The 22,186-nt window shown below is 73.3% G+C and carries 20 protein-coding genes; 13 read left to right on the forward strand and 7 right to left on the reverse strand.

The window, feature by feature from the left end; all coding sequences use genetic code 11:
- Window positions 1-49: 49 nt before the first annotated feature.
- On the forward strand, window positions 50-1,159 hold the full coding sequence (locus ACIGZJ_RS01945; RefSeq protein WP_396455457.1) for a hypothetical protein: 1,110 nt from the start codon (window positions 50-52) through the stop codon (window positions 1,157-1,159).
- Between the two features lie 45 nt (window positions 1,160-1,204).
- On the opposite strand, the gene ACIGZJ_RS01950 is transcribed toward ACIGZJ_RS01945, so the two are convergent.
- Window positions 1,205-2,650, reverse strand: coding sequence for a glycosyltransferase 87 family protein (locus ACIGZJ_RS01950; RefSeq protein WP_396455458.1), 1,446 nt, complete (start codon window positions 2,648-2,650; stop codon window positions 1,205-1,207).
- Between the two features lie 245 nt (window positions 2,651-2,895).
- On the opposite strand from ACIGZJ_RS01950, the gene ACIGZJ_RS01955 reads away from it, so the two are divergent.
- Window positions 2,896-4,032: a glycosyltransferase family 4 protein gene (locus tag ACIGZJ_RS01955; protein WP_396455459.1), complete on the forward strand. Its 1,137-nt coding sequence runs from the start codon at window positions 2,896-2,898 to the stop codon at window positions 4,030-4,032.
- Between the two features lie 43 nt (window positions 4,033-4,075).
- On the opposite strand, the gene ACIGZJ_RS01960 is transcribed toward ACIGZJ_RS01955, so the two are convergent.
- The gene (locus ACIGZJ_RS01960; protein ID WP_396455460.1) at window positions 4,076-5,869 is read right to left on the reverse strand and encodes an AMP-dependent synthetase/ligase; all 1,794 of its coding nucleotides are present in this window, start codon (window positions 5,867-5,869) and stop codon (window positions 4,076-4,078) included.
- Between the two features lie 361 nt (window positions 5,870-6,230).
- Here ACIGZJ_RS01960 and ACIGZJ_RS01965 point away from each other — a divergent pair, with 361 nt between their 5' ends.
- From ACIGZJ_RS01965 to ACIGZJ_RS01985, 5 genes are all read left to right on the forward strand, one after another.
- On the forward strand, window positions 6,231-6,665 hold the full coding sequence (locus ACIGZJ_RS01965) for an SRPBCC family protein (protein ID WP_387940383.1): 435 nt from the start codon (window positions 6,231-6,233) through the stop codon (window positions 6,663-6,665).
- A 26-nt stretch (window positions 6,666-6,691) separates the two neighbouring features.
- Entirely contained in the window at window positions 6,692-7,864 is a 1,173-nt protein-coding gene (locus tag ACIGZJ_RS01970; protein ID WP_396455461.1) for an ArsA family ATPase, read from the forward strand.
- A gap of 135 nt (window positions 7,865-7,999) precedes the next feature.
- Window positions 8,000-8,359, forward strand: coding sequence for a DUF5304 family protein (locus ACIGZJ_RS01975; protein WP_396455462.1), 360 nt, complete (start codon window positions 8,000-8,002; stop codon window positions 8,357-8,359).
- Between the two features lie 192 nt (window positions 8,360-8,551).
- Entirely contained in the window at window positions 8,552-9,496 is a 945-nt protein-coding gene (locus ACIGZJ_RS01980) for an ROK family glucokinase (protein WP_396455463.1), read from the forward strand.
- A gap of 121 nt (window positions 9,497-9,617) precedes the next feature.
- Complete coding sequence (locus ACIGZJ_RS01985; RefSeq protein ID WP_396455464.1) at window positions 9,618-10,403, forward strand: endonuclease/exonuclease/phosphatase family protein; 786 nt, start codon at window positions 9,618-9,620, stop codon at window positions 10,401-10,403.
- A gap of 123 nt (window positions 10,404-10,526) precedes the next feature.
- On the opposite strand, the gene ACIGZJ_RS01990 is transcribed toward ACIGZJ_RS01985, so the two are convergent.
- Together ACIGZJ_RS01990 and ACIGZJ_RS01995 are read right to left on the reverse strand one after the other, a co-directional pair.
- A complete protein-coding gene (locus ACIGZJ_RS01990) occupies window positions 10,527-11,306 on the reverse strand; it encodes a hypothetical protein (RefSeq protein WP_396455465.1) in 780 nt (259 codons plus the stop codon).
- Window positions 11,307-11,316: 10 nt separating this feature from the next.
- The gene (locus ACIGZJ_RS01995) at window positions 11,317-12,111 is read right to left on the reverse strand and encodes an alpha/beta hydrolase (protein ID WP_396455466.1); all 795 of its coding nucleotides are present in this window, start codon (window positions 12,109-12,111) and stop codon (window positions 11,317-11,319) included.
- A gap of 323 nt (window positions 12,112-12,434) precedes the next feature.
- Between ACIGZJ_RS01995 and ACIGZJ_RS02000 the strand changes: the two genes are divergently transcribed.
- From ACIGZJ_RS02000 to ACIGZJ_RS02010, 3 genes are read left to right on the forward strand one after another with little or no spacing between them, the layout of a single operon-like run.
- Window positions 12,435-13,286 carry a lysophospholipid acyltransferase family protein gene (locus tag ACIGZJ_RS02000; RefSeq protein WP_396455739.1) on the forward strand — a complete coding sequence of 284 codons (852 nt, stop codon included), beginning with the start codon at window positions 12,435-12,437 and terminating at the stop codon, window positions 13,284-13,286.
- 33 nt (window positions 13,287-13,319) lie between these two features.
- On the forward strand, window positions 13,320-14,516 hold the full coding sequence (macS, locus tag ACIGZJ_RS02005) for a MacS family sensor histidine kinase (RefSeq protein WP_396455467.1): 1,197 nt from the start codon (window positions 13,320-13,322) through the stop codon (window positions 14,514-14,516).
- Window positions 14,509-15,210, forward strand: a complete 702-nt coding sequence (locus tag ACIGZJ_RS02010; RefSeq protein ID WP_396455468.1) for a response regulator — start codon at window positions 14,509-14,511, stop codon at window positions 15,208-15,210. The genes macS and ACIGZJ_RS02010 overlap by 8 nt, the downstream gene beginning before the upstream one ends.
- 45 nt (window positions 15,211-15,255) lie before the next feature.
- On the opposite strand, the gene ACIGZJ_RS02015 is transcribed toward ACIGZJ_RS02010, so the two are convergent.
- Window positions 15,256-17,190, reverse strand: coding sequence for an anthranilate synthase family protein (locus ACIGZJ_RS02015; RefSeq protein WP_396455469.1), 1,935 nt, complete (start codon window positions 17,188-17,190; stop codon window positions 15,256-15,258).
- Window positions 17,191-17,492: 302 nt separating this feature from the next.
- On the opposite strand from ACIGZJ_RS02015, the gene ACIGZJ_RS02020 reads away from it, so the two are divergent.
- Together ACIGZJ_RS02020 and ACIGZJ_RS02025 are read left to right on the forward strand one after the other, a co-directional pair.
- On the forward strand, window positions 17,493-18,830 hold the full coding sequence (locus ACIGZJ_RS02020; RefSeq protein WP_387940403.1) for a class II 3-deoxy-7-phosphoheptulonate synthase: 1,338 nt from the start codon (window positions 17,493-17,495) through the stop codon (window positions 18,828-18,830).
- Window positions 18,831-19,018: 188 nt separating this feature from the next.
- Window positions 19,019-19,342 carry a bacterioferritin-associated ferredoxin gene (locus ACIGZJ_RS02025; RefSeq protein ID WP_396455470.1) on the forward strand — a complete coding sequence of 108 codons (324 nt, stop codon included), beginning with the start codon at window positions 19,019-19,021 and terminating at the stop codon, window positions 19,340-19,342.
- A 43-nt stretch (window positions 19,343-19,385) separates the two neighbouring features.
- Here the strand turns inward: ACIGZJ_RS02025 and bfr are convergent, their stop codons facing one another.
- Window positions 19,386-19,865 carry a bacterioferritin gene (bfr, locus tag ACIGZJ_RS02030; RefSeq protein ID WP_396455471.1) on the reverse strand — a complete coding sequence of 160 codons (480 nt, stop codon included), beginning with the start codon at window positions 19,863-19,865 and terminating at the stop codon, window positions 19,386-19,388.
- Between the two features lie 217 nt (window positions 19,866-20,082).
- Here bfr and ACIGZJ_RS02035 point away from each other — a divergent pair, with 217 nt between their 5' ends.
- Window positions 20,083-20,712, forward strand: coding sequence for a sulfite oxidase-like oxidoreductase (locus ACIGZJ_RS02035; protein ID WP_396455472.1), 630 nt, complete (start codon window positions 20,083-20,085; stop codon window positions 20,710-20,712).
- A 10-nt stretch (window positions 20,713-20,722) separates the two neighbouring features.
- Here ACIGZJ_RS02035 and ACIGZJ_RS02040 read toward each other — a convergent pair whose 3' ends face one another.
- On the reverse strand, window positions 20,723-22,090 hold the full coding sequence (locus ACIGZJ_RS02040; RefSeq protein WP_396455473.1) for an FAD-binding oxidoreductase: 1,368 nt from the start codon (window positions 22,088-22,090) through the stop codon (window positions 20,723-20,725).
- Window positions 22,091-22,186 lie beyond the last annotated feature (96 nt).

Here is a 22,186-nt window from a genome sequence, read left to right on the forward strand (position 1 = left end):
CGTCGGGCGCCGCCGCGGGCTCTCCCGGCGCGGCGCGCTGCTGCTCGCCGTGGGCGGGCTGGCCCAGCTCTCGCTGCCGCGGGCCGCCCCCGCCGCCCCCGTCCGCTCGGCGGCCGACGACCGCGCCGAGGTGGCCGCGCTGCTGGCCGGGCGCACGCTGCCCGCGGGAGTGCCGGCGGCCGAGTCCGTCTACCGGAACGTGGTGCCCGGCCCGGCCGGCGAGCTCGGGAGGCTCGCCGTCTCCGCCGAGCTGGCGGTCCGGATCGACGGCTACGACGACCACCCGGTGGTGTACCCGCGCCGGCTCGCCCTGATCCGGGCCGCCGACGGCTGGCGGGTCGAGCACGAGGAGAGCGCGGGCGGCGCCCCGCCGATCTGGGACCTCGGCACCGTCCGGGCCGCCCGGGGCGCGCGCGCCCTCGTTCTCGGGCTGGCCGGCGGGCCGGACCCGGCGGAGCCCGCGGCCCTCGCCGACCTGGCCGTCCCGGCCGTGGAGGCGGTCTGGGGCACCGGCTGGGCGGGTCGGCTGCTGCTGGAACTGCCCGCCACCGAGGAGCAGTTCGCCCGGCTGCTGGAGGCCGGGGCGGCGGACTGGGCCGGGATGGCCGCCGTCACCACGGCCGCCCCCGGCGCGCCCCTGGACACCCCCGCGGACCGCATCCTGGTCAACCCGGAGGCGTACGGGCGGCTCAGCGCCTTCGGCCGGCAGGTGGTGGTCACGCACGAGGCGGTGCACGTCGCGACCCGGGCCGACACCCGGGCCTGGACGCCGCTCTGGCTCTCCGAGGGCGTCGCCGACTGGACGGGCTACCTGGGCTCCGGGCGCACCGCGCGGCAGATCGCCCCCGAGCTGGCCCGGGACGTCGCCGCCGGGAGGCTGCCCACCGCGCTCCCCGCCGACCGGGACTTCACCGCGGGCGCCGGCGGCATCGCCCAGGCGTACGAGCTGTCCTGGCTGGCCTGCGACCTGATCGCCCGGCGGCACGGGCCCGAGCGGCTGGTCGCCCTCTACCGGGCGGTCGGCGCGGCGGACGGGACGCAGGAGCGCGACCGGCTGCTGGACCGGGTGCTCGGGGCCGAGCTGGGCCTCGGGCTGGAGGCCTTCACCAGGCTGTGGATCGCCGAGACGGCAAGGCTGCTCGGTCCCGGCCGGTCTTGAGGGCCGGTCTTGGGGGCCTGCCTTGAGGGCCGGACGGGCTGGCGCCTAGCGCCGCCGCTGGGGCGGTGGCGCGGTCTGGGTGGCCGGCACGGTCGGCCGCTCGATGCCGTCCAGCAGGTCCTGCTCGTACGCGATACCGGGCCGCACCGGGTAGCCGCCGACGGAGGCCGGCTCGGGGCGGGCCAGCACGATGGTCGGCGGCAGCTGGGCCGAGCCCCGGGTGGAGCGCCAGAGCCGGACGCAGGAGAGCACGGTGGCGGCCAGCAGCAGCCCGTTGCGCAGGCCCAGGACCGTCACGCCCCCGGCCTGGCTGTTGTACACCTGGCTGAACATCAACGGGAACTCGGCCGTGGTCAGCGGGGTCGCGATCAGGACCAGCACCGCCACCGGGCGCTGGCTGGTGCCGCGCACGGTCAGGCAGACCGCCGCGACGCCGACCAGCCAGACCAGGTACTGCGGGCTGATCACCCGGCTGGTCACCGTGAAGATCAGCAGCGCGGTCAGGCCGGCGTCGTACATGGTCGCGGCGTTGCGGCGCTTGGCGGTGAAGCGCCACAGCAGCAGCCAGCCGAAGCCCAGCAGGGTGCCGGCCATCATCACCTTGGTGATCACGGTGACCCACGGCCCGAGCATCTCGACCGAGCCGTAGTTCATCATCACCTTGCCGTCCCAGGCCCCGGCCATCCGGGCGAAGTGCAGCGGCAGCGCGCCGACCGACTCCACCTCGATGCCGCGGTCCTTCTGGAACGTCAGGAACTCGAACGCGCCGTTCATACCGGCCGCCAGCAGGAAGCCGATCGAGGCGGCGGTGGCCGCGGCGGACGTCCAGGCGCGGCGGGTGCGCCGGCCGGAGGGCGTGCCGATCAGGCCGAGCAGCGGCCAGATCTTGATGATCCCGCCCACGCCCAGCAGCAGCCCGCCCAGCGCGGGGCGGCGGACCAGCGCGATCAGGCCTGCCACCGCGATCGCGGTGACGATGATGTCGTACCGGTTGTAGATCATCGGGCCGAGCAGCGGCACGCCGGCCACCCAGACCCAGGCGCCGGTCAGCGCCCGCCCCCGGCGCAGCCCGGTCCGCACCAGCAGCGCCATCGCGACCACGTCGGCGACCCCGCAGAGCACCCAGAACGACACGATGTACGACCACGGCAGCAGGCCCGGCAGCAGGATGATCAGCGCGGCGCCCGGCGGGTACTGCCAGGTCACGTCGTCCAGCGGGAAGGTGCCGGTCTGCAGGACTCCGTACCAGCCGTGGTAGATCACCGAGACGTCCGCGGTGACGTCCCCGCCGCCGACCTTCAGCACCCCGGTGACCAGGAGCAGCAGCAGCGCCCGGCTGGCCAGCCAGCTCGCGCCGAGCGCGCACAGGGCCCCGGCGCGCCCGGCGGGGCGGGCAGGGGTCTGCGGGGGCTCCTGGCGGACGGCCAGCGCCGTGCCGGTGCCGTCGGCGCCGCTGGAAGTACCGGACTCGGTGGCCGGGGCCAACTCCACTGCGCTCCCTCGTTCGTCTCGGACGTCCCACCGGAGGCGTCGTGCGACGGACGCCCGGGCCGTCGGTGTCGGGCGCGGCGCCAGTGTTCGGCCGGGCCCCACCGGCTGCCTAGGTACTAGGACAGACCCGGGGGTGAAACGGTTGCCGTGCGCGGATCCGTTCCCGGCGGGTCATGGTGTTGACCTATCGTACGGATCACCCAGCGGTACACCGAGCACCCCCCGACCGAGCGAGCCGTGGCCTGATGCACAAAACCTTGATCGTCACCAACGACTTCCCGCCGAGGCCCGGCGGTATCCAGGCCTTCGTCCACAACATGGCGATTCGTCAGCCTGCCGGAAGCATCGTGGTGTACGCCTCGACCTGGCGCGACGGCACCGAGGTGGCCCGGTTCGACGCGGAGCAGCCGTTCCCGGTGATCCGGGACCGCACGAAGGTGATGGTTCCCACACCGCGGGTCACCCGGCGGGCCGCCGAGATCCTGAAGGCCGAGAAGTGCGACTCGGTCTGGTTCGGCGCCGCCGCGCCGCTGGGGCTGATGGCACCCGCGCTGCGCCGGGCCGGGGCCGGCCGGCTGCTGGGCATGACCCACGGGCACGAGGCCGCCTGGGCGCAGCTGCCGGTCGCCCGGCAGCTGCTGCGCCGGATCGGGGCGGGCACCGACACCCTCACCTACCTCGGCGAGTACACCCGCTCCCGGATCGCCGCCGCCGTCGGGCCGGAGGCGGCCGGGCGGATGGTCCAGCTGCCGCCGGGCGTGGACGAGAAGACCTTCCACCCCGACTCCGGCGGCGCCGAGCTGCGCCGGCGGCTCGGGCTGGCGGACCGGCCGGTGGTCGTCTGCGTCTCCCGGCTCGTCCCGCGCAAGGGCCAGGACACCCTGATCGAGGCGATGCCGCAGATCCTCGCGGACGTGCCGGACGCCGTCCTGCTGGTCGTCGGCGGCGGCCCGTTCCAGGGGGACCTGGAGAAGCTCGCGGACGCCCGGGGGGTGCGCGGCTCGGTGCGCTTCACCGGCGCGGTGCCGTGGTCGGAGCTGCCCGCGCACTACGGGGCCGGGGACGTCTTCGCGATGCCCTGCCGGACCAGGCGGGGCGGGCTGGACGTGGAGGGCCTCGGCATCGTCTACCTGGAGGCCTCCGCGACCGGCCTGCCGGTGGTGGCGGGGGACTCCGGCGGTGCGCCGGACGCGGTGCTGGAGGGCGAGACCGGGTACGTGGTGGAGGGCGGCTCGCCCGCGGCGGCGGCCGAGCGGATCGTCCGGCTGCTGAACGACGAGGGGCTGCGCCGGCGGATGGGCGAGGCCGGGCGCCGCTGGGTGGACCGCTCCTGGCGCTGGGACCTGCTGGCCGGCCGACTGACCTCGCTGCTGGCGGGGTGACGGCGGCGCCCCGGGGTTGACCCGGGGCGGTGGTTCGCGCCGGTCAGCGCTGGTAGATCGCCTCGACGTCGGCGGCGAAGTCCTTCAGCACGAGGTTGCGCTTGAGCTTGAGCGAGGGCGTGAGGTGCCCGCTCTCCTCGGAGAACACGGTGTCCAGCAGCCGGAACTTCTTGACCGCCTCGGCGTGCGAGACGGCCGCGTTGCCGTCGTCCACGGCGGACTGGAGGGCGGCCAGCAGGTCCGCGTCCTCGCGCAGTTCGGCGAGCGTGGCGGTGGCCGGCTTGCCGTTCAGCTCCTTCCACTTGGGGAAGAAGTCCTCGTCGACGGTGATCAGGCAGGCGACGAAGGGCTTGCGGTCGCCGACCACCATCACCTCGCCGACCAGCGCGTGGGCCCGGATCCGGTCCTCGATCACCGCGGGGGCGACGTTCTTGCCGCCCGCGGTGACGATGATCTCCTTCTTCCGGCCGGTGATGGTCAGGTAGCCCTCGGAGTCGAGCGAGCCGAGGTCGCCGGTGGAGATCCAGCCGTCCTTGAGGGTCTCGGCGGTGGCCTCGGGGTTGTTCCAGTAGCCGGTGAACACCTGCGGGCCCTTGAACAGCACCTCGCCGTCCTCGGCGATCCGGACCGCGGAGCCGGGGAGCGGCTGGCCGACGGTACCGATCTTCGGCTTGTCGTGCGGGTTGAAGGCGGTGGCCGCACAGGTCTCGGTCAGGCCGTAGCCCTCCAGCACGGTGAAGCCGATGCCCCGGTAGAAGTGGCCGAGCCGCTCGCCCAGCGGGGCGCCGCCGGAGATCGCGTGGGTGGCCCGGCCGCCGAGCGCGGCGCGCAGCTTGCTGTAGACCAGCTTGTCGAAGACCGCGTGCTTGAGCCGCAGGACGAGTCCGGCGCCGCCGGCGTCCAGCGCCCGGCTGTACGCGATGGCGGTGTCGGCCGCCTTGTCGAAGATCTTGCCCTTGCCGTCGGCCTGGGCCTTGGCGCGGGCGGTGTTGAAGACCTTCTCGAACACTCTGGGCACGCCCAGGATGAGGGTCGGGCGGAAGGAGGCCAGCTCGGCGGTGACGTCCTTGATGTCCGAGACGTGGCCCAGCTTGATCGGGGCCATCGCCGGCGCGATCTCGACGATCCGGCCGAGCACGTGGGCCAGCGGCAGGAACAGCAGGACGGAGCTCTCACCGGTGCGGAACAGCGGGGCGAGGCGCTCCACCACGTTGCCGCACTCGGCGAGGAAGTTGCGGTGGGTGAGCTGACAGCCCTTGGGGCGGCCGGTGGTGCCCGAGGTGTAGACGATGGTGGCGATCGAGTCGGCCGTCGCGACCGAGCGCCGCTCGGTGACGGTGGCGTCGGTGACCTTCTGGCCGGTCTCGGCGAGGGTGGCCAGGGCACCGTGCTCGATCTGCCAGGTGTGCTTCAGCTCCGGCAGCCGGTCCCGGACCCCGGCGACCGTCCGGTCGTGCTGCTCGGTCTCGGTGAACAGCGCGACCGCGCCGGAGTCGCCGAGGATCCACTCGACCTGCTCGGGGGAGGAGGTCTCGTACACCGGCACGGTGATCGCGCCGGCCGACCAGATCGCGAAGTCCAGCAGCGTCCACTCGTAGCGGGTGCGGGACATGATGCCCACCCGGTCGCCGGGCTCGATGCCGGCGGCGATCAGGCCCTTCGCGGCCGCGTGCACCTCGACCAGGAACTGGGCGGCGGTCAACTCCTGCCACTGGCCGTCCACCTTGCGGCTGAGCACCACGACGTCGGGGTGCCGCTCGGCGTTCTGGTGCACGAGGTCGGAGAGGTTACCGCCGCTCGGTACCTGGTAGAGGGCCGGAAGGCTGAAGTCGAGCAAGACTGCTCCTCGTTCGCGACGCTGCGGGACGGCAGGACGTTACTGCCCGGTAGGCAGATTCGACCAGGGGGGTCGGCTCCGGTGTTCGAAGTGTCACACCTGACCGGTCCGACCAGCCGGTTCCGACCAGGCAGTGACCGGGTCGTTCGAATGGCACCTTACGGCAGCCCCGAGGTGACCGGCCGGTAGCCCGCCCTGCCCCGCCCCGCCCAGCCCCGCCCGACCGCCTGACGGTGTGTGGACCCGCCCGGAGGCCCGTGGAACAGAGGGGATCGCCGGGCGCGATAGCCTGCTCCGGGCGCACCCGGCCGAGCAGGCTCGGCCGGACCAGCAGGCAAGGGACGACGCGGAGGGCCATTCCATGGCGGAGCACACCAGGTCGAGCATCACCATCGACGCGACCCCGGCCGAGGTGATGGCCGTGATCGCCGACTTCGCCGCCTACCCGGCCTGGACCGGCGAGGTCAAGGAGATCGAGGTGCTGGAGACCGCCGAGAACGGCCGCGCCGCCCAGGTGCGCCTGCTGCTCGACGCCGGCGCCATCCGCGACGAGCACGTCCTCGCCTACACCTGGGACGGCGACCGCGAGGTGGGCTGGACGCTGGTCCGCAGCCAGATGCTGCGCTCGCTGGACGGCTCCTACACCCTCGCCCCGCTCGGCAAGGGCGGCACCGAGGTCACCTACCAGCTCGCCGTCGACGTCAAGATCCCGATGCTCGGGATGATCAAGCGCAAGGCGGAGAAGGTCATCATCGACCGCGCGCTGGCCGGCCTGAAGAAGCGCGTCGAGGGCTGACACCGAGAAACGGGGACGGGTCGGGAATGACGGCACAGCGCACCATCCTGGTCAGCGGCGACGCGGCGGCGCCCACGGTGGCCGCCGCCACCGCCCTGCACGCCGCCCGGCAGGGCCACCGCACCCTGCTGCTGGCCGCCGACGACCCGCACCGCACCCTGGATGCCGTCCTCGGCACCCGGGTGGAGGCCGAGCCGACCGGGTACGCGCCCGGGCTCACCGTGGCCCGGATCGACGAACAGGCCGCCTTCCGGCACGCCCTCGGCGAGATCGGCGGCCGGCTGAAGCCCGCCCTGGACCTGCTCGGCGCCGAACCGCTCGACCCGGAGGAGCTCACCGCGCTCCCCGGCACCGCCAGGCTGGCCCTGCTGCGCGCCCTGCCGGCCGCCGACGCGGACGTCCTGGTCGTCCTCGCGCCGCCGCCCGCCGACCTGATCGCCGCGCTCGCCCTGCCCGAGCAGCTGGAGCGCTACCTCGCCAGGCTCGTCCCCGAGCAGCGCCAGGCGGCCCGCGCCCTGCGCCCGCTGCTGGCCGGCCTGGCCGGGGTCCCGATGCCCGCCGACTGGCTGTACGAGGCCCGTGGCACGGCGGGCCGGGTGCTTGCCGAGGCCCGGGCCGCGATCACCGCGCCCGGCACCTCCGTCCGGCTGGTGGTCGGCGCCGACGCCCACCCGTACGGGGAGCTGCACCGGGTCCGCGCCGGGCTCGCGCTGCACGGACACCGGCCGGACGCCGTCGTGGTGCACGGCGCGCTGCCGGCCGCCGCCGTCGAATCGCCGGACGGGTGGCTGGCCGCACTGGCCCACCGCCGGCAGGAGGAGCTCTCCGCGCTCACCGCCGCGAGCGACGTCCCCGTGCTGGTCACCGGCCTGGCCGAGCTCACCCTGGAGGCCGTCGCCGACCGCCTCTACGGCGCGGGGCCCGGCCCGCAGCCGCTCACGGCCGAGCCGTGGGCCGTCGAGGACCGGCTCGCCGAGGACGGCCTGCTGGTCTGGCACCTGCCGCTGCCCGGCGCGGAGCGGGCCGACCTCGACCTGGTCCGGCGCGGCGACGAGCTGGTGGTCGGCCTGGGCGCCCACCGGCGGGTCCTGGTGCTGCCCTCGGCGCTGCGCCGCTGCACCGTCGCGGGGGCGGGGCTGCACGACGGGGTGCTGGCGGTGCGGTTCGCGCCCGACCCGGCGCTCTGGCCCCGGGGCTGAGCGCGGTCCCCGGGGCTGAGTGCGGTACGGAGTACCGGGAGCCGGGCAACGGCGGCCGACCGGGGGGTTGCGGCCGGTCCGGTAGCGTCGGGGCCGGTGGCCGCGGGTGCGGCCACAGCTGAGGAGGCGCCCCCGATGACCACTGCCGACGACCGCACCGAGCAGGCCGCGGAGCACCCGTTCGGGCCGGAGCTGGGCCCGCTGGTGGACGAGGTCCGCCGGTTCGCCACCGTCGTCGGGCAGAAGGCCCAGGAGGCGAGCGCCGACACCCTGATCTCGCTGGCCGGCCTCGCGGACCGCCTGCGCGAGCAGCAGCCCGACGTCTACGGCCACCTGGCCGCCGCGGGCAGCGGACTGGCCGCCGCCGGGAGCGAGCTGGTGGCCGCCTACCGCGCCGCCGTCACCGGCCACGAGCGGCGCTGGACCTCCGGTGAGGGCGCGCGCAGCGAGCGGATCGACCTCGACACGCCTGACGGGGCGTCCGACAAGGAGTGAAAACACCGCCACGGGCTGGTGGGGTCGTTGTCACTTCGCGTGACGGAGGGGTGGTTAATGTACGACTTTTGAAGTGTCTCGGCCGGGCTTTCCTCAGATTGTCTTCGGATAATGTATGCGACGGTGTGTACGGGGGCGTGGTTGGGCGGTACCGTTCCGTCCAGCGGGAACGAGTGAATAGCTGAGGGACACATGGCTCTGACCATCGGCGTCGACGTCGGCGGGACCAAGATCGCGGCAGGCGTGGTCAACGAGGCGGGCGAGATCCTCGCCCGGACGAGGGTGCCCACCCCGGCCGACCCGCAATGGGCGGTCGACGCCATTGCGCAGGCCGTGCGCGAGCTCAGGGAGCAGTACCCCGATGTGGTGGCGGCCGGTGTCGGCGCCCCCGGCTTCGTGGACCGCGACCGCTCGACGGTGATCTTCGCCCCCAACATCGACTGGGAGGACGAGCCGCTGCGCGGGCGCATCGAGGAGCTCACCGGCCTGGACACCGTGGTGGAGAACGACGCCAACTGCGCCGCCTGGGCCGAGTTCCGCTTCGGCGCCGCCGCCTCCCACGACGACATGGTGCTGATCACCGTCGGCACCGGCATCGGTGGCGGGATCGTCCTGGACGGGCGGCTGCACCGCGGCCGGTTCGGTGTGGCCGGGGAGATCGGCCACCTCAACATGGTCCCGGACGGCCTGGACTGCGGCTGTGGCGGCAGGGGCTGCTGGGAGCAGTACGGCTCCGGCCGGGCGCTGCGCCGCTACGGCCGGGAGAAGGCCGCCGCCGACACGGTCCGCGGCCACCGGATGCTGGAGCTGAACGACGGCGTCGCCGAGACGATCCGCGGCATCCACATCACCGAGGCCGCAGAGGAGGGCGACCCGCTCGCCCTGGAGTGCTACGCCGAGCTGGCCGACTGGCTGGGCCGGGGCATGGCCGACCTCGCCGCGCTCTTCGACCCGGGCGTCTTCGTGCTCGGCGGGGGCGTCTCCGACTCCGGGCGGCTGCTGCTCGACCCGGTCGCCAAGGCCTTCGAGCACTACCTGACCGGCGGCGTGCACCGCCCGCGTGCGGAGGTCGTGCTCGCCTCGATGGGCTCGGCCGCCGGGATCGCCGGCGCGGCGGACCTGGCCCGGACCATCTGACCCGGGTCCCTGCACCACTGCACCTCTGCACCTCTGCACCCCTGCGGCCTGAACCGGCCGCGCCGCCGAGGCCCGGCCCTCCCCCTGTCGTACGGTCGTCACCGGACGAAAGGGGAGGGCCATGGCCGTCGACGAAACACTGCCACCGTCCGGTCCGGGACCGGACGGCCGCCGGGTGCGGCTGCTCAGCTACAACATCCGCTCGCTGCGTGACGACCGGCACGCCCTGGTCCGGGTGATCCGGGCCTGTCGGCCGGACCTGGTCTGCATCCAGGAGTCGCCGCGCTACTGGCGGCCCGGGGGCCAGGCGGCCTGGCTGGCGCAGCAGACCGGCACCGTGATCCTGGCCGGTGGCGGCCGGATCGCGGCGGGCCCGCTGCTGCTCGGCCGGCTCGGCACCGAGGTGCTCGCCGTCCACGACCGGCTGCTGCCCAAGACCCGCGGCCTGCACGCGCGCGGCTTCGCGAGCGCACTGGTCCGGGTCGCCGACTCGGCGCCGTTCACCGTCACCAGCTGCCATCTCAGCCTGGACGCGGACGAGCGCCACACCCAGTTCGAGCTGCTCCTCGACCAGCTCGCCTTCGCCGAACTCGGCGTCATCGCGGGTGACTTCAACGAGCACCCGGACGGCCGGGGCTGGCGGCTGCTGGCCGACCGGCTGCAGGACGGCCACCTCGCCGCGCCCTGGGGCGGGACCTTCACCTCCGTGCCGGAGAACCCCTACCAGCGGATCGACGCGGTGTTCGCCACCGCGGGCATCCGCGTCCTCGGCTGCGGGGTCCCGCACGAACTCCCCGGCGTCACCGACGCCGACCTCCGGGCCGCCACCGACCACCTGCCGGTCCTCGCCGCCCTGGAGATCCCGCCGGCCCGGGCGACCGCCGGGGCCCGGTCCGTACAGGAGTAGGACGTCGGACCGGCCGACTTCCTGTACGCCGACCGGTCGCCGGTCAGGGGCGTGGCGCCGGACGGCCGTGGAGTGGGAGGTCGGACCGGCCGACTTCCCACTCCAGGGGTACCGACCCGGCCGTCAGACGACGGCGCCGCCGTGCGGGTCCTCGGGCTCGTCCTCGTCGCGGTCCTTCATCCGGGCGACGAGGGTGGCGAAGCCGCCGAGGAAGGCGGTGACGCCGACCCAGGCGGGCCAGCCGGAGACCTCGCGCCAGACGACCGCGTCGAACAGCAGCAGCGCCGGGCCGCCGAGGACGGCGAGCCAGGCGAACTTGGCGGTGGTGTCGGCGGGCGGCAGCGGCGGGGGCTCCGGCGGGACGAAGTGGCCCTCGTCAGGGTCCTCGGTCAGCTCGAAGTCGCGCGGACCGGTGCCGGCCGCAGGCATCACGGGCCGGGTGGAGCGGGGGCGGGGCTGCGGAGCCAGATCGGCGAGGTCGCCCGGGTCGGCCGGGCCGGTGCCCTGCTCGGACCCCTCCTTGTAGCCGCCCTTGAGCTCGCCGCGCGCCCGAAGATCCTCGATTTCCGGCCAGTTCGGATTGTTGAGGTCGACGGGGTCGTCGAACTGGGCGACCAGCGCGGCGAAGATCTCGTCCTGCTCGGCCTGGCTGCGCTCGGGCGCGCGTCGGAGCCGGGGCTCCTCGGCAGCCGGGCCTGAGCCGCCGCCCGCGCCTGAGCCGGTGCTTGAGCCGCCACCCGCGCCGGTGCCTGGGCCGGAGCCGGTGGCCGGGCCCGCAGCGGAGTCGGGGCCCGCGTCGGACCCCGAGCGCGGGCCCGGGTCCTTCCGGCCGGTGGGCTCGCCCTTTGCGCCGTCCTCGCGGGGTGCCTCGTCCTCGCCGCCCGCCGTGCTGCTCTCGTGCACTTCCGGCCCTTCAGCCTTGGTGATCGTCGGATTCGACCCGGGTGACGCCCGCCGCATGCGCGGGAGCCAGCCGTCGGATGAAGTCCTGGCTGGCCTCGAATATTTCCGCCGCGTCGTGGTCCAGCGTCGCGACGTGGTAGCTGCGCTGGCACAGCCGCTCCGTCACATCGGTCGAGGATATCCGGGCCAGCACCAGTTCCGAGTTGGCCGGCGAGACGACGTGGTCCTGCGGGCTGTGGAACAGCAGCACCGGCTGGGTCACCTGTGGCAGCCGCTCCTGGACGTCCTTCCAGAGCCGGGCCAGTGACCAGGCGGCGTGCAGCGGTGTGCGGTCGTAGCCGACCTCGACCGAGCCCGCGCGGGCGATGTCGTTGGCCACCCCGGGCAGGCTCGGCAGCACGTGCCGCAGGGCCGGAAGCAGCACACTCGCGGGGTTGTCCGAGCGCACCGACGGGTTGACCAGCACCAGTCCGGAGATCGCCGGGCCGTGTACCGCGGCCAGTCGCAGCGCCAGCGAGCCGCCCATCGACAGCGCGCAGACGAAGACCTGCTCGCACTCGGCGGCCAGCGCCAGCAGCTCCCGCTCGACCTCCGCGTACCAGTCCTCCCAGCGCGTCAGCTGCATGTCCTGCCAGCGGGTGCCGTGGCCGGGCAGCAGGGGCAGCGAGACCGTGAACCCGGCGGCGGCCAGCTCGTCGGCCCACGGGCGAAGCGACTGCGGCGAGCCGGTGAAGCCGTGGCAGAGCAGCACGCCGACCGGCCCGCCCCGGTGGCGGTACGGTTCGGCACCGGGCAGCAGAGGCATGGCGGGCTCCTTTGCGGGCAGGGTCGCTGGAGAGGAAAACGCTGTGGGGGCAACGCGGTTCACCGCGAACATGCGGGAAACACGCGGGAAAACCGCATCGTCCCACGGGTCCTGCCACGTCGTACACCCCTGCCGAGCAGCGGTTGGACCCCCTTGCGGGTGCCCGGGTCGGGCACCCGCAGACCAGGCCTCGGGCGGTCGCCGTACGCCCGTCGGACGCCTCGTCGGAGATCCGGCGGGGCGGGGCGGGCGCGGGCGGGCGCCGCGGGGCATTAGGATCGACCGGTCCGCATAACAGGAGGCCCCGGTTGTTCTACCGACTGATGAAGATGATCGTCGCGCCGCTGCTTCGGATCTTCTTCCGGCCGTGGATCGAGGGTGAGGAGAACATCCCCACCGAGGGTGCCGCGATCATCGCGAGCAACCACCTGTCCTTCTCGGACTCCTTCTTCTTCCCTGCCCTGATCAGGCGCCGGGTGACCTTCATCGCCAAGGCGGAGTACTTCAACACGCCCGGCATCAAGGGCAAGTTGACCGCCGCCTTCTTCAAGGGCGTCGGCCAGCTGCCGGTGGACCGGTCGGGTGTGCGCGGCGCGGGCGAGGCGGCGATCCGCAGCGCGATCGCCGTGCTGGAGCAGGGCGAGCTGTTCGGCGTCTACCCGGAGGGCACCCGCTCGCCCGACGGCAAGCTGTACCGGGGCAAGGTCGGCGGCCTGGCCCGCGTCGCGCTGGCCACCGGTGCGCCGGTCATCCCGGTCGCCATGATCGACACCGAGAAGGTCCAGCCCCCCGGCCAGGTGGTCCCGAACTTCGGCATCCGCCCGGGAATCCGGATCGGCCGCCCGCTGGACTTCTCCCGCTACCACGGCATGGAGAACGACCGCTTCATCCTCCGTTCGGTGACGGACGAGGTGATGTACGAGATCATGCGGCTCTCCGGCCAGGAGTACGTGGACATCTACGCGACCGCCGCCAAGCGGCAGATCGCCGACGACAAGAAGCGCGCCGACGCCGAGCGCAAGGCGGTCCAGAAGGCCGAGCAGGCCGCCGCCAAGGCCGAGAAGGCCGAGGCGGACAGGATCGAGAAGGCCGAGAAGGCGGCGGAGGCCGAGAAGGCCGAGGCCGCCAAGGCCGCCGAGCAGGGCGACCAGGGGCAGAAGGACGGCTCGGCCTAGACCCGGCCGGCCGTCAGGGGAGGGGCAGCGCAGATGTCGGACGGCAGCAGAACCGGGGCGGTCGGCGGGACTCTCGCGGCCGGCGGCATGTCCGTCGAACTGCCGCTCTGGCGCGCCATCTCCTACTTCCGGGTCCTGGCGCTCTGTTACGCGGTACTGCGCTACCTCTACTCCTATCTGCACTTCCTGCACCCCGTCGCGGGCTGGATCTACCTCGGCGCACTGATCCTCTGGACGCTCGCCAGCACCCGCGCCTTCGCCGGACCGCAGCGCTGCACCTGGTACGTGCTCGGCACCGACCTCACCCTCGCCGTCACCGGCATCGTGATGAGCGGGATGACCGACGACCCGGCCAGGATCAGCCACGGCGCTCCCACCCTGCCCACCATCTGGGCGGCCGGCACCGTGCTCGGCTTCGCGGGCAAGGGCGGCTGGCGCTGGGCGGCGGCGGCCGGTTCGCTGATAGGGCTGGCCAACATCCTCGGCCACGGCGGCCCGACCGGCGACAACATCCACAACATCGTGCTGCTGATGGTGGCGGGCTGCGCCATCGGCTACGTCATCGAGATCGCCCGCGCCAGCGAGGCGACGCTCACCCGGGCCCTCCAGGTGGAGGCGGCCACCCGCGAGCGCGAGCGGCTCTCCCGGGACATCCACGACGGGGTGCTCCAGGTGCTCGCGCTGGTCCAGCGCCGCGGCGGGGAGCAGGGCGAGGGCCGCCCCGGCGGCGGCGACTTCGCCGAACTCGGCCGCCTCGCGGGCGAGCAGGAGCGGGCCCTGCGGACGCTGATGAGCGGCGGACCGCTGCCCGCCCAGCGCCGACCGCTCGAACCGCAGGACCTGCGCACCCTGCTGGGCGGGTACGCGGGGGAGCGGATCACGCTGTCCGCCCCCGGTACCCCGGTGCTGCTGCCCGCCCCGGCGGCCGGCGAACTGGCCGCCGCGGTCGGCGCGGCCGTGGACAACGTCCGCAGGCACGCCGGTCCGCAGGCCAGCGCCTGGATCCTGGTCGAGGACGAGCCGGAGGCCGTCACGGTCAGCATCCGTGACGACGGCCCGGGCTTCGCGCCGGGCCGGCTCGGCGAGGCGGAGCAGGCCGGCCGGCTCGGGGTCTCCCAGTCGATCCGCGGGCGGCTGCTGGACCTCGGTGGCACGGCCGAGCTGTACTCGGTGCCCGGAGAGGGCGTCGAGGTCGAACTGCGCGTCCCGAGAAGGGGTTCTGATGACTGACCAGCAGGCTGCCCGGCCGACCGACCAGCCGACCGGCCGGCCGGTGCGGGTCATGGTCGTGGACGACCACCCGATGTGGCGCGAGGCCGTCTCACGCGACCTCGCCGAGGCCGGGCTGGACGTGGTGGCCACCGCGGGCGACGGCGAGGAGGCCGTCCGCCGGGCCCGCGCCTGCAGCCCGCAGGTGGTGGTGCTGGACCTCAACCTCCCCGGCCTGTCCGGCGCCGAGGCGTGCCGCCAGGTGGTGGCCCAGGACCCGTCGGTGCGCGTGCTGGTGCTGTCCGCGAGCGGCGAGCACGCGGACGTGCTGGAGGCGGTGAAGTCCGGTGCGACCGGCTACCTGGTCAAGTCCGCCGGGCGGGAGGAACTGCTGGACGCGGTGCGCCGCACCGCCGTCGGCGACGCCGTCTTCACCCCGGGCCTGGCCGGCCTGGTCCTCGGCGAGTTTCGCCGCCTCGCCGCCGAGCCCGCCGCCCCGACCGCGCCCGCCGTCCCGCAGCTCACCGCCCGGGAGACGGAGGTGCTGAGGCTGGTCGCCAAGGGGCTGTCCTACCGCCAGATCGCCGACCGGCTGGTGCTCTCGCACCGCACGGTGCAGAACCACGTCCAGAACACCCTCGGCAAGCTCCAGCTGCACAACCGGGTCGAGCTGGTCCGCTACGCCATCGAACAGGGCCTCGACGACGAGATCTGAGCGGGCGCGCCGGTCGGCGCGCCCGCCCGCGGTGGAACCGGCGGGTCAGCCGCGCAGCGCCGCCGCCTCGCGCAGCACCCCGGCGACGATGTCGACGCCCTCCCGGGTGAGCACCGACTCCGGGTGGAACTGCAGCCCGGCGAAGCCCGCGCCGCGCAGCGCGTGGACGTCGCCGGTCAGCGGGTCGCGGGAGACCTCCACGCCCTCGGCGGCCAGCCGGGCCGCGTCCTCGTCCGAGCAGCGCGCGGTGAAGGTGTTGTAGAAGCCGACCGTGCGCTTGGTGCCGAACAGGTCGACCGTCTCCTGCGCCCCCTGGTAGGGGACGGCCTTGCGGGCCAGCGGCAGGCCGAGCGCGTCCGACAGCAGCTGGTGGCTGAGGCAGACGGCGAGCAGCGGCGCCGTCCGGGCACCCGAGCGGACGGCGGCCAGCGCGTCGGCGACGATCGGGCGCAGCACGGCCATCTTGGGGTCCTCCGCGGCGGCCGGGTCGCCCGGGCCGGGGCCGAGCACCAGCGGACCGCGATGGGCGGCGACCCGCTCGCGCAGGCCCGGCTCGTCGAAGCGGACGACGGCGACCCGGTGGCCGAGCGAGGTCAGCAGGTGGGCGAGCATCGAGGTGAAGGTGTCCTCGCCGTCCACCACCAGGGTGGGTTCGGGCTCGGTGGCCTGGGCCGGCTCCTGCATCCGCAGCCAGAACAGGGCGAGGTTGGCGCGCCGGGCGTCGAGCGCGGCCTGGACGCGGTGGTCGTCGGCCAGTCGGGGGCCGCTCGGACCGGGGACCCGGGCCGGGGTGGGGCGGGCACCGATCGCGGTGAGCACTCCGGCGGCCTTGGCGTGGGTCTCGGCGACCTCGGAGTCCGGATCGGAGTGGCGGACGAGGGTCGCGCCGACCCGGACCACCAGTCTCCCGGTGGCCGGGTCGATGTCGGCGGTGCGGATGCAGATCGGGGAGTCCAGCAGCTGGCCGCCGCTGGCGGAGCGGCCGATCAGGGCCAGCGCGCCGGAGTAGTAGCCGCGCCCGCCGCGCTCGTAGCGCCTGATCACCCGGGTGGCGTTCTGCACCGGGCTGCCGGTCACGGTGGCGGCGAACATCGTCTCCTTGAGGACCTCGCGCACGTCCAGCGAGGTGCGCCCGCGCAGCTCGTACTCGGTGTGGGCGAGGTGGGCCATCTCCTTGAGGCGCGGCCCGAGCACCTGGCCGCCGAGGTCGCCGACGGTGCACATCATCTTGAGCTCCTCGTCGACCACCATGGTGAGCTCCTCGAGCTCCTTGGGGTCGTGGAGGAACTCGAGCAGCGAGTCGATGTCGGAGCCGCCGGCCGGATAGCGGTACGTGCCGGAGATCGGGTTCATCACGACCGTCCCGCCGCTCTGGCGGACGTGCACCTCGGGGGAGGCGCCGACCAGGACCCGCTCCCCGGTGTGCACCAGGAACGTCCAGTAGGCGCCGCGCTCCTGCTCCAGCAGTCGGCGGAACAGCGAGAGCGCGAGGGCGGGGGAGAAGCCGTCGAGGGTCGCGGTGAAGTCCCGGCGGATGACGAAGTTGGCGCCCTCGCCGCGCCCGATCTCGTCCTCGATGACCCGGCGGACGATCCCGGCGTACTCCCGGTCGTCGATGTCGAAGGCGCCGCCGGACAGCGAGACCGGCAGGTGCGGGAGTTCGGGGGCCAGCGCGGCGAGCGGGAAGGCGTACTGCTCGGTCACCGAGAGCGCCTGCAGCGGGGTGGCGTCGTCGTGCGCCTCGAAGCCGCGCTCGCGGATCTGCCGGTACGGGACGAGGGCGAGCAGGTCGTGCACCGGTCCGCCGGCCGGGACGCCCGAGCGGACCGGCAGATCGGCCAGCTGCTCGTACGCGCCGACGGTGCCCACCAGCACCTCGACGGTGTCCGGGGCGAGGCGGGGGGTGCGGCGGTGCAACAGTGCGAACGCGGGCGCGTCGGGGCCGGTCAGTCGGGCGAGCAGGTCGGCGGGGGTGGTCACGGTGGCGGCTTCCTTCCGGGTGGAATGCGGGGTGCGGTGCTGTGCTCCGCTCCCGGGAGGGCCGACTGCTCAGACGCCGACGGCCGCCCCGAGGGGCGGCCGTCGTGTTCGTCTAGGAACGCGAGATCTGTGGGCCACCCTTGGGGTAGGCCCACCACCAGGAGTGGCTGTGCGGCGCGTTCATGCGTCGAGCGTAGCGGATGCCGCGGACCGGGTGAGCCGGGTCACGTGATTGTCCGAGATGTGTCTCACCCATCGGGCGGTGGTCACAAATTGGTTGCCGCACCCCGTAGCCTTGCCGTGTGACCGTGACAAATCCCCACTCCTGGCAGTCCCTGCCCGCGGCGCAGCAGCCTGAATGGCCGGACCAAGAGGCTCTGCGCAAGACCCTTGCGGAGCTCGCCTCCTATCCGCCGCTCGTCTTCGCCGGCGAGTGCGACCAGCTGCGCGCCCGGCTCGGTGCCGTGGCGCGTGGTGAGGCGTTCCTGCTGCAGGGCGGCGACTGCGCCGAGGCGTTCGACGGCGTGTCCGCGGAGCACATCCGCAACAAGCTGAAGACCCTGCTCCAGATGGCGGCCGTGCTGACGTACGCCGCCTCCGTCCCCGTGGTGAAGGTCGGCCGGATCGCCGGCCAGTACTCCAAGCCGCGTTCGAAGTCGACCGAGACCCGCGACGGTGTGACCCTTCCGGTCTACCGCGGCGACTCGGTGAACGGCTTCGACTTCACCCCCGAGTCCCGGATCCCGGATCCGGAGCGCCTCAAGCGGATGTACAACGCCTCCGCTGCGACGCTCAACCTGGTGCGTGCCTTCACCACCGGTGGTTACGCGGACCTGCGCCAGGTGCACGCCTGGAACCAGGACTTCGTGCGCAACTCGCCGGCCGGTCAGCGCTACGAGCAGCTGGCGCGTGAGATCGACAACGCGCTGGCGTTCATGAACGCCTGCGGCGTGGCGCCGGAGGAGTTCAAGACCGTCGAGTTCTACTCCTCGCACGAGGCGCTGATCCTCGACTACGAGACCGCGCTGACCCGCGTGGACTCGCGCACCGGCGACCTGTACGACGTCTCCGGCCACATGGTCTGGATCGGCGAGCGCACCCGCCAGCTGGACCAGGCGCACATCGAGTTCGCCTCCAAGATCCGCAACCCGATCGGTGTGAAGCTGGGCCCGACCACCTCGGTCGACGAGGCGCTCACCCTGATCGAGCGGCTGGACCCGGAGCGCGAGCCCGGTCGGCTCACCTTCATCACCCGGATGGGTGCGGGCAAGGTCCGCGACCACCTCCCCACCCTGGTGGAGAAGGTCACCGCCTCCGGCGCCCAGCCGGTGTGGATCTGCGACCCGATGCACGGCAACACCTTCGAGGCCTCCAGCGGCCACAAGACCCGCCGCTTCGACGACGTGCTCGACGAGGTCAAGGGCTTCTTCGAGGTGCACCGCGCCCTCGGCACCCACCCGGGCGGCATCCACGTGGAGCTGACCGGCGACGATGTCACCGAGTGCGTCGGCGGCGGCGACGAGGTGCTGGTCGACGACCTGCACCAGCGCTACGAGACGGCCTGCGACCCGCGCCTCAACCGCAGCCAGTCGCTGGACCTCGCGTTCCTGGTGGCGGAGATGTACCGAGGCGGTCACTGACCTCGCACCGGCCCCGCGCCCGCACCGGGCGTTGATGTGACGAAAGCCCCTCCGGATTCGGGACTCCCGAGCCCGGAGGGGCTTTTTCATGTCCGGATCGCCAGGTAAGGTGAGGCTCAGTGAACTAAGGCAAGCCTTAGTCAAGATCACTTGGCCGACCAGCTCGCACCACCCCGGGAGAGACCGCGATGTACGTGTGCATGTGCCATGCGGTCACCGAGGCCCAGGTGAAGCAGGAGATCGACGCGGGTGCCAACACCCCGCGCCAGATCGCCAAGGGCTGCAAGGCCGGCACCGACTGCGGCTCCTGTGTGCGCCGGATCCAGGCGCTGCTGGGCGAGCACGGCGCGCGCCCCTGCCCGACCGCCCGGCTGGCGGCCCGGCTGGGCCTGGCCGACCCCGAGGCCGAGGAGCTCCAGGCCTCGCAGCCGCTCCCGCAGGCCCCGCTGCCGCACGCCCCGCTCCCGCAGGCCCCGCTGCCGGCCGTCGCGATACCGCTGCGCGCGGCCTGAGCCGAGCCGAGCGCCTGCGCCCGGCCCGGGCGACCGCGCGCGGCTACGACTCCGGCTGCTCGATCAGCTGGGCGAGGTAGAGCGGCTCCCCGAGCTTCTCCAGCAGCTCCAGCTGGGTGTCGAGGTAGTCGATGTGGTGCTCCTCGTCCGCCAGGATGGACTCGAAGATGTTCGCCGAGGTGACGTCGTTCTTGGCCCGCATCACCACGATCCCGCGCCGCAGCCGGTCGATCGCCTCGACCTCGACCTGGCGGTCCGCGTCGAACATCTCCTTGACGGTCTGGCCGATCCGGACGTGGAAGAGCCGCTGGTAGTTGGGCAGTCCGTCCAGGAACAGGATCCGGTCGGTGAGCACCTCGGCGTGCTTCATCTCGTCGAACGACTCGTGCCGGGTGTACTTGGCGAGCTTCGTCCAGCCGAAGTTCTCCTGCATCTTCGCGTGCAGGAAGTACTGGTTGATCGCGGTCAGCTCGGCGGTGAGCTGCTCGTTGAGGAACTCGATGACCTCTGCGTCGCCCTTCATGGCGGTGCCTTCCTGCTCTGCGTCCGGGAATCGCGGCCGTACCCACCGGCTTCCCGCATCCTGGCACCGGGATGGGACGAAATTCCAGTAAGTTCACACTCACTCGGACATGTGTCGGAATATCCGATTTGCTCCTCTATTAACCCGTTCAGGCGGGCGCACACCACCTGAAAGGGGCGCGCGCTGGGCGCCGTCCGCCGTCTGTCACCATGGAGCCATGGGTCAGTCCGAACAAGAACCGCTTCCGCCGTCTGACCCGAGGCTCCCTCCGGGCCAGCGCCCGCAGCGCGGCTGGCCCGCCCTGCACTACGGGCCCGTACCCCGCTTCAAGCCGCTGACCTGGGACTTCCAGGTTTTCGGCGCGACCGCCTCGGCGGAGAAGCACAGTTGGGACTTCGCCGGCTTCACCGCCCTGCCGCGCGCCACCGTGCACGCCGACTTCCACTGCGTGACCAGGTTCTCGATGCTGGGCAACGAGTGGACGGGCGTGTCGGCCTCGCTCGTCCTAGAACGGGTGCCCCCCGCGCCCGGCGTCACCCACGTCATGGTCTGGGCGGAGTACGGCTACAGCGCCAACCTGCGGCTCGCCGACTTCGCCGACCCCCGGACGGTCTTCGCCACCCACCGCAACGGCGAACCGCTCACCGCCGAGCACGGCTTCCCCGTCCGCCTGGTCGTCCCGCAGCTGTACGCCTGGAAGGGGCCCAAGTGGGTCCGGGCGGTCGAGTACATGCGGGCCGACCGGCGCGGCTTCTGGGAGGAGCGCGGCTACCACAACCTCGCCGACCCCTGGAGCGAGCAGCGCTACTCCTACCAGGAGGAACCGGGCGACGGCCCGCTCCGCTAGAGGCCCGTGGCTACTGGATGTTCTGGTTGAGGTGGAACAGGTTGTCCGGGTCGTAGCGCTGCTTCAGCTCCACCAGCCGGTCGTAGTTGCCCCGGTAGTTGGCCCGGATCCGGTGCTGGTCGTCGTGGTCCATGAAGCCGATGTAGCCGCCCGACTCGGAGTGCGGTGCGAGGTCGGCGTAGTAGTCGCGGACCCAGGCGGTGTTCGCGGCGTCGTCGGCCGGGTCCGGCCAGACCCCGACGATCACGGTGGCGAAGGTGGCGTCGCGGTAGGCGAAGGCCGTGCCGTCGGCGGGCACCCGGTGGCAGGCGCCGTTGATCGGGTAGATGTGCACCCCCGAGTTGACCGTCGGCACCAGGCCGCCGTGCGCCAGGTGGGTTTCGATCGCCCCGTCGGTCAGCTCGCCCGCGAAGACGCCCTTCCAGTACTGCTGCAGGCCCGGCGGAAGCAGCGGGTCGAAGGCCGCGCCGAACGCCGGGTACGGCACCGGGCCGACGCCCTCGGCCACCATCGGGGCGGCGTCCCGCAGCGGCGCCAGCACCTTGTCGGCGTCCTCCGGGGGACCGGACCAGCAGGGCACCAGCAGGATGAAGTTGTCGCCCACCCGGTCCTCCGGGACGAACGGCAGCGGCGGTGCGATGTGGAAGCCGGGGAAGAGGCCCAGCTGCTCGGGGGCGTCCTTGATGAACTCGCGGTAGAACCGCAGCACGTCGCCCGCGTACTCCAGCTCGAAGACCATAGGCCCGGCGATCACGTCCTTGACCGGGCTCAGCCGGAACTCGAAGGACGTCACCACGCCGAAGTTGCCGCCGCCGCCGCGCAGCGCCCAGAACAGGTCGGGCTCCTGCTCCGCACTCACCGTGTGGAACCGGCCGTCCGCGGTGACGACGTCCGCCGAGATCAGGTTGTCGCAGCTCAGGCCCAGTCCGCGGGCCAGATGGCCGAAGCCCCCGTTCAGGGTGAGACCGGCGATCCCGGTAGTGGAGATGATCCCGCCGGTGACGCCGAGCCCGAAGGCGTACCCGGCGGAGTTCAGGTCGCCCCAGGTGACGCCGCCCTCGCAGCGGGCGGTCCGGTGCTCCGGGTCGATCCGGACGCCGCGCCGGCCGGAGAAGTCGATCACCAGGCCGTCGTCGCAGGTCCCGAAGCCCGGCGCGCTGTGGGCGCCGCCGCGCACGGCGAGCTCCAACCCGGTCTCCCGGGCGAACTGCACGGACGTGATCACGTCCCCGGCGTTGGCGACCCTGACCACTGCGGCCGGCCGCCGGTCGATCATGCCGTTGTAGACCCGTCGGGCCTCCTCGTACCCCTCGTCCGCGGGCGTGGTCACCACGCCCCGCACGCGCTCCCTCAAGTCCTCGACGGTGGGCCCGCCCATGGCGACCACACTCCTCGGGTAGCGGCCGCCGCGCAGCCCCGTCCGGAGGTCCCGGCGCAGCCCGCGGGGCGGCACGCGGGGCCGGGCAGGCCTGGT

Source organism: Kitasatospora sp. NPDC052868 (genome assembly GCF_044547105.1).
Classification (GTDB): domain Bacteria; phylum Actinomycetota; class Actinomycetes; order Streptomycetales; family Streptomycetaceae; genus Kitasatospora.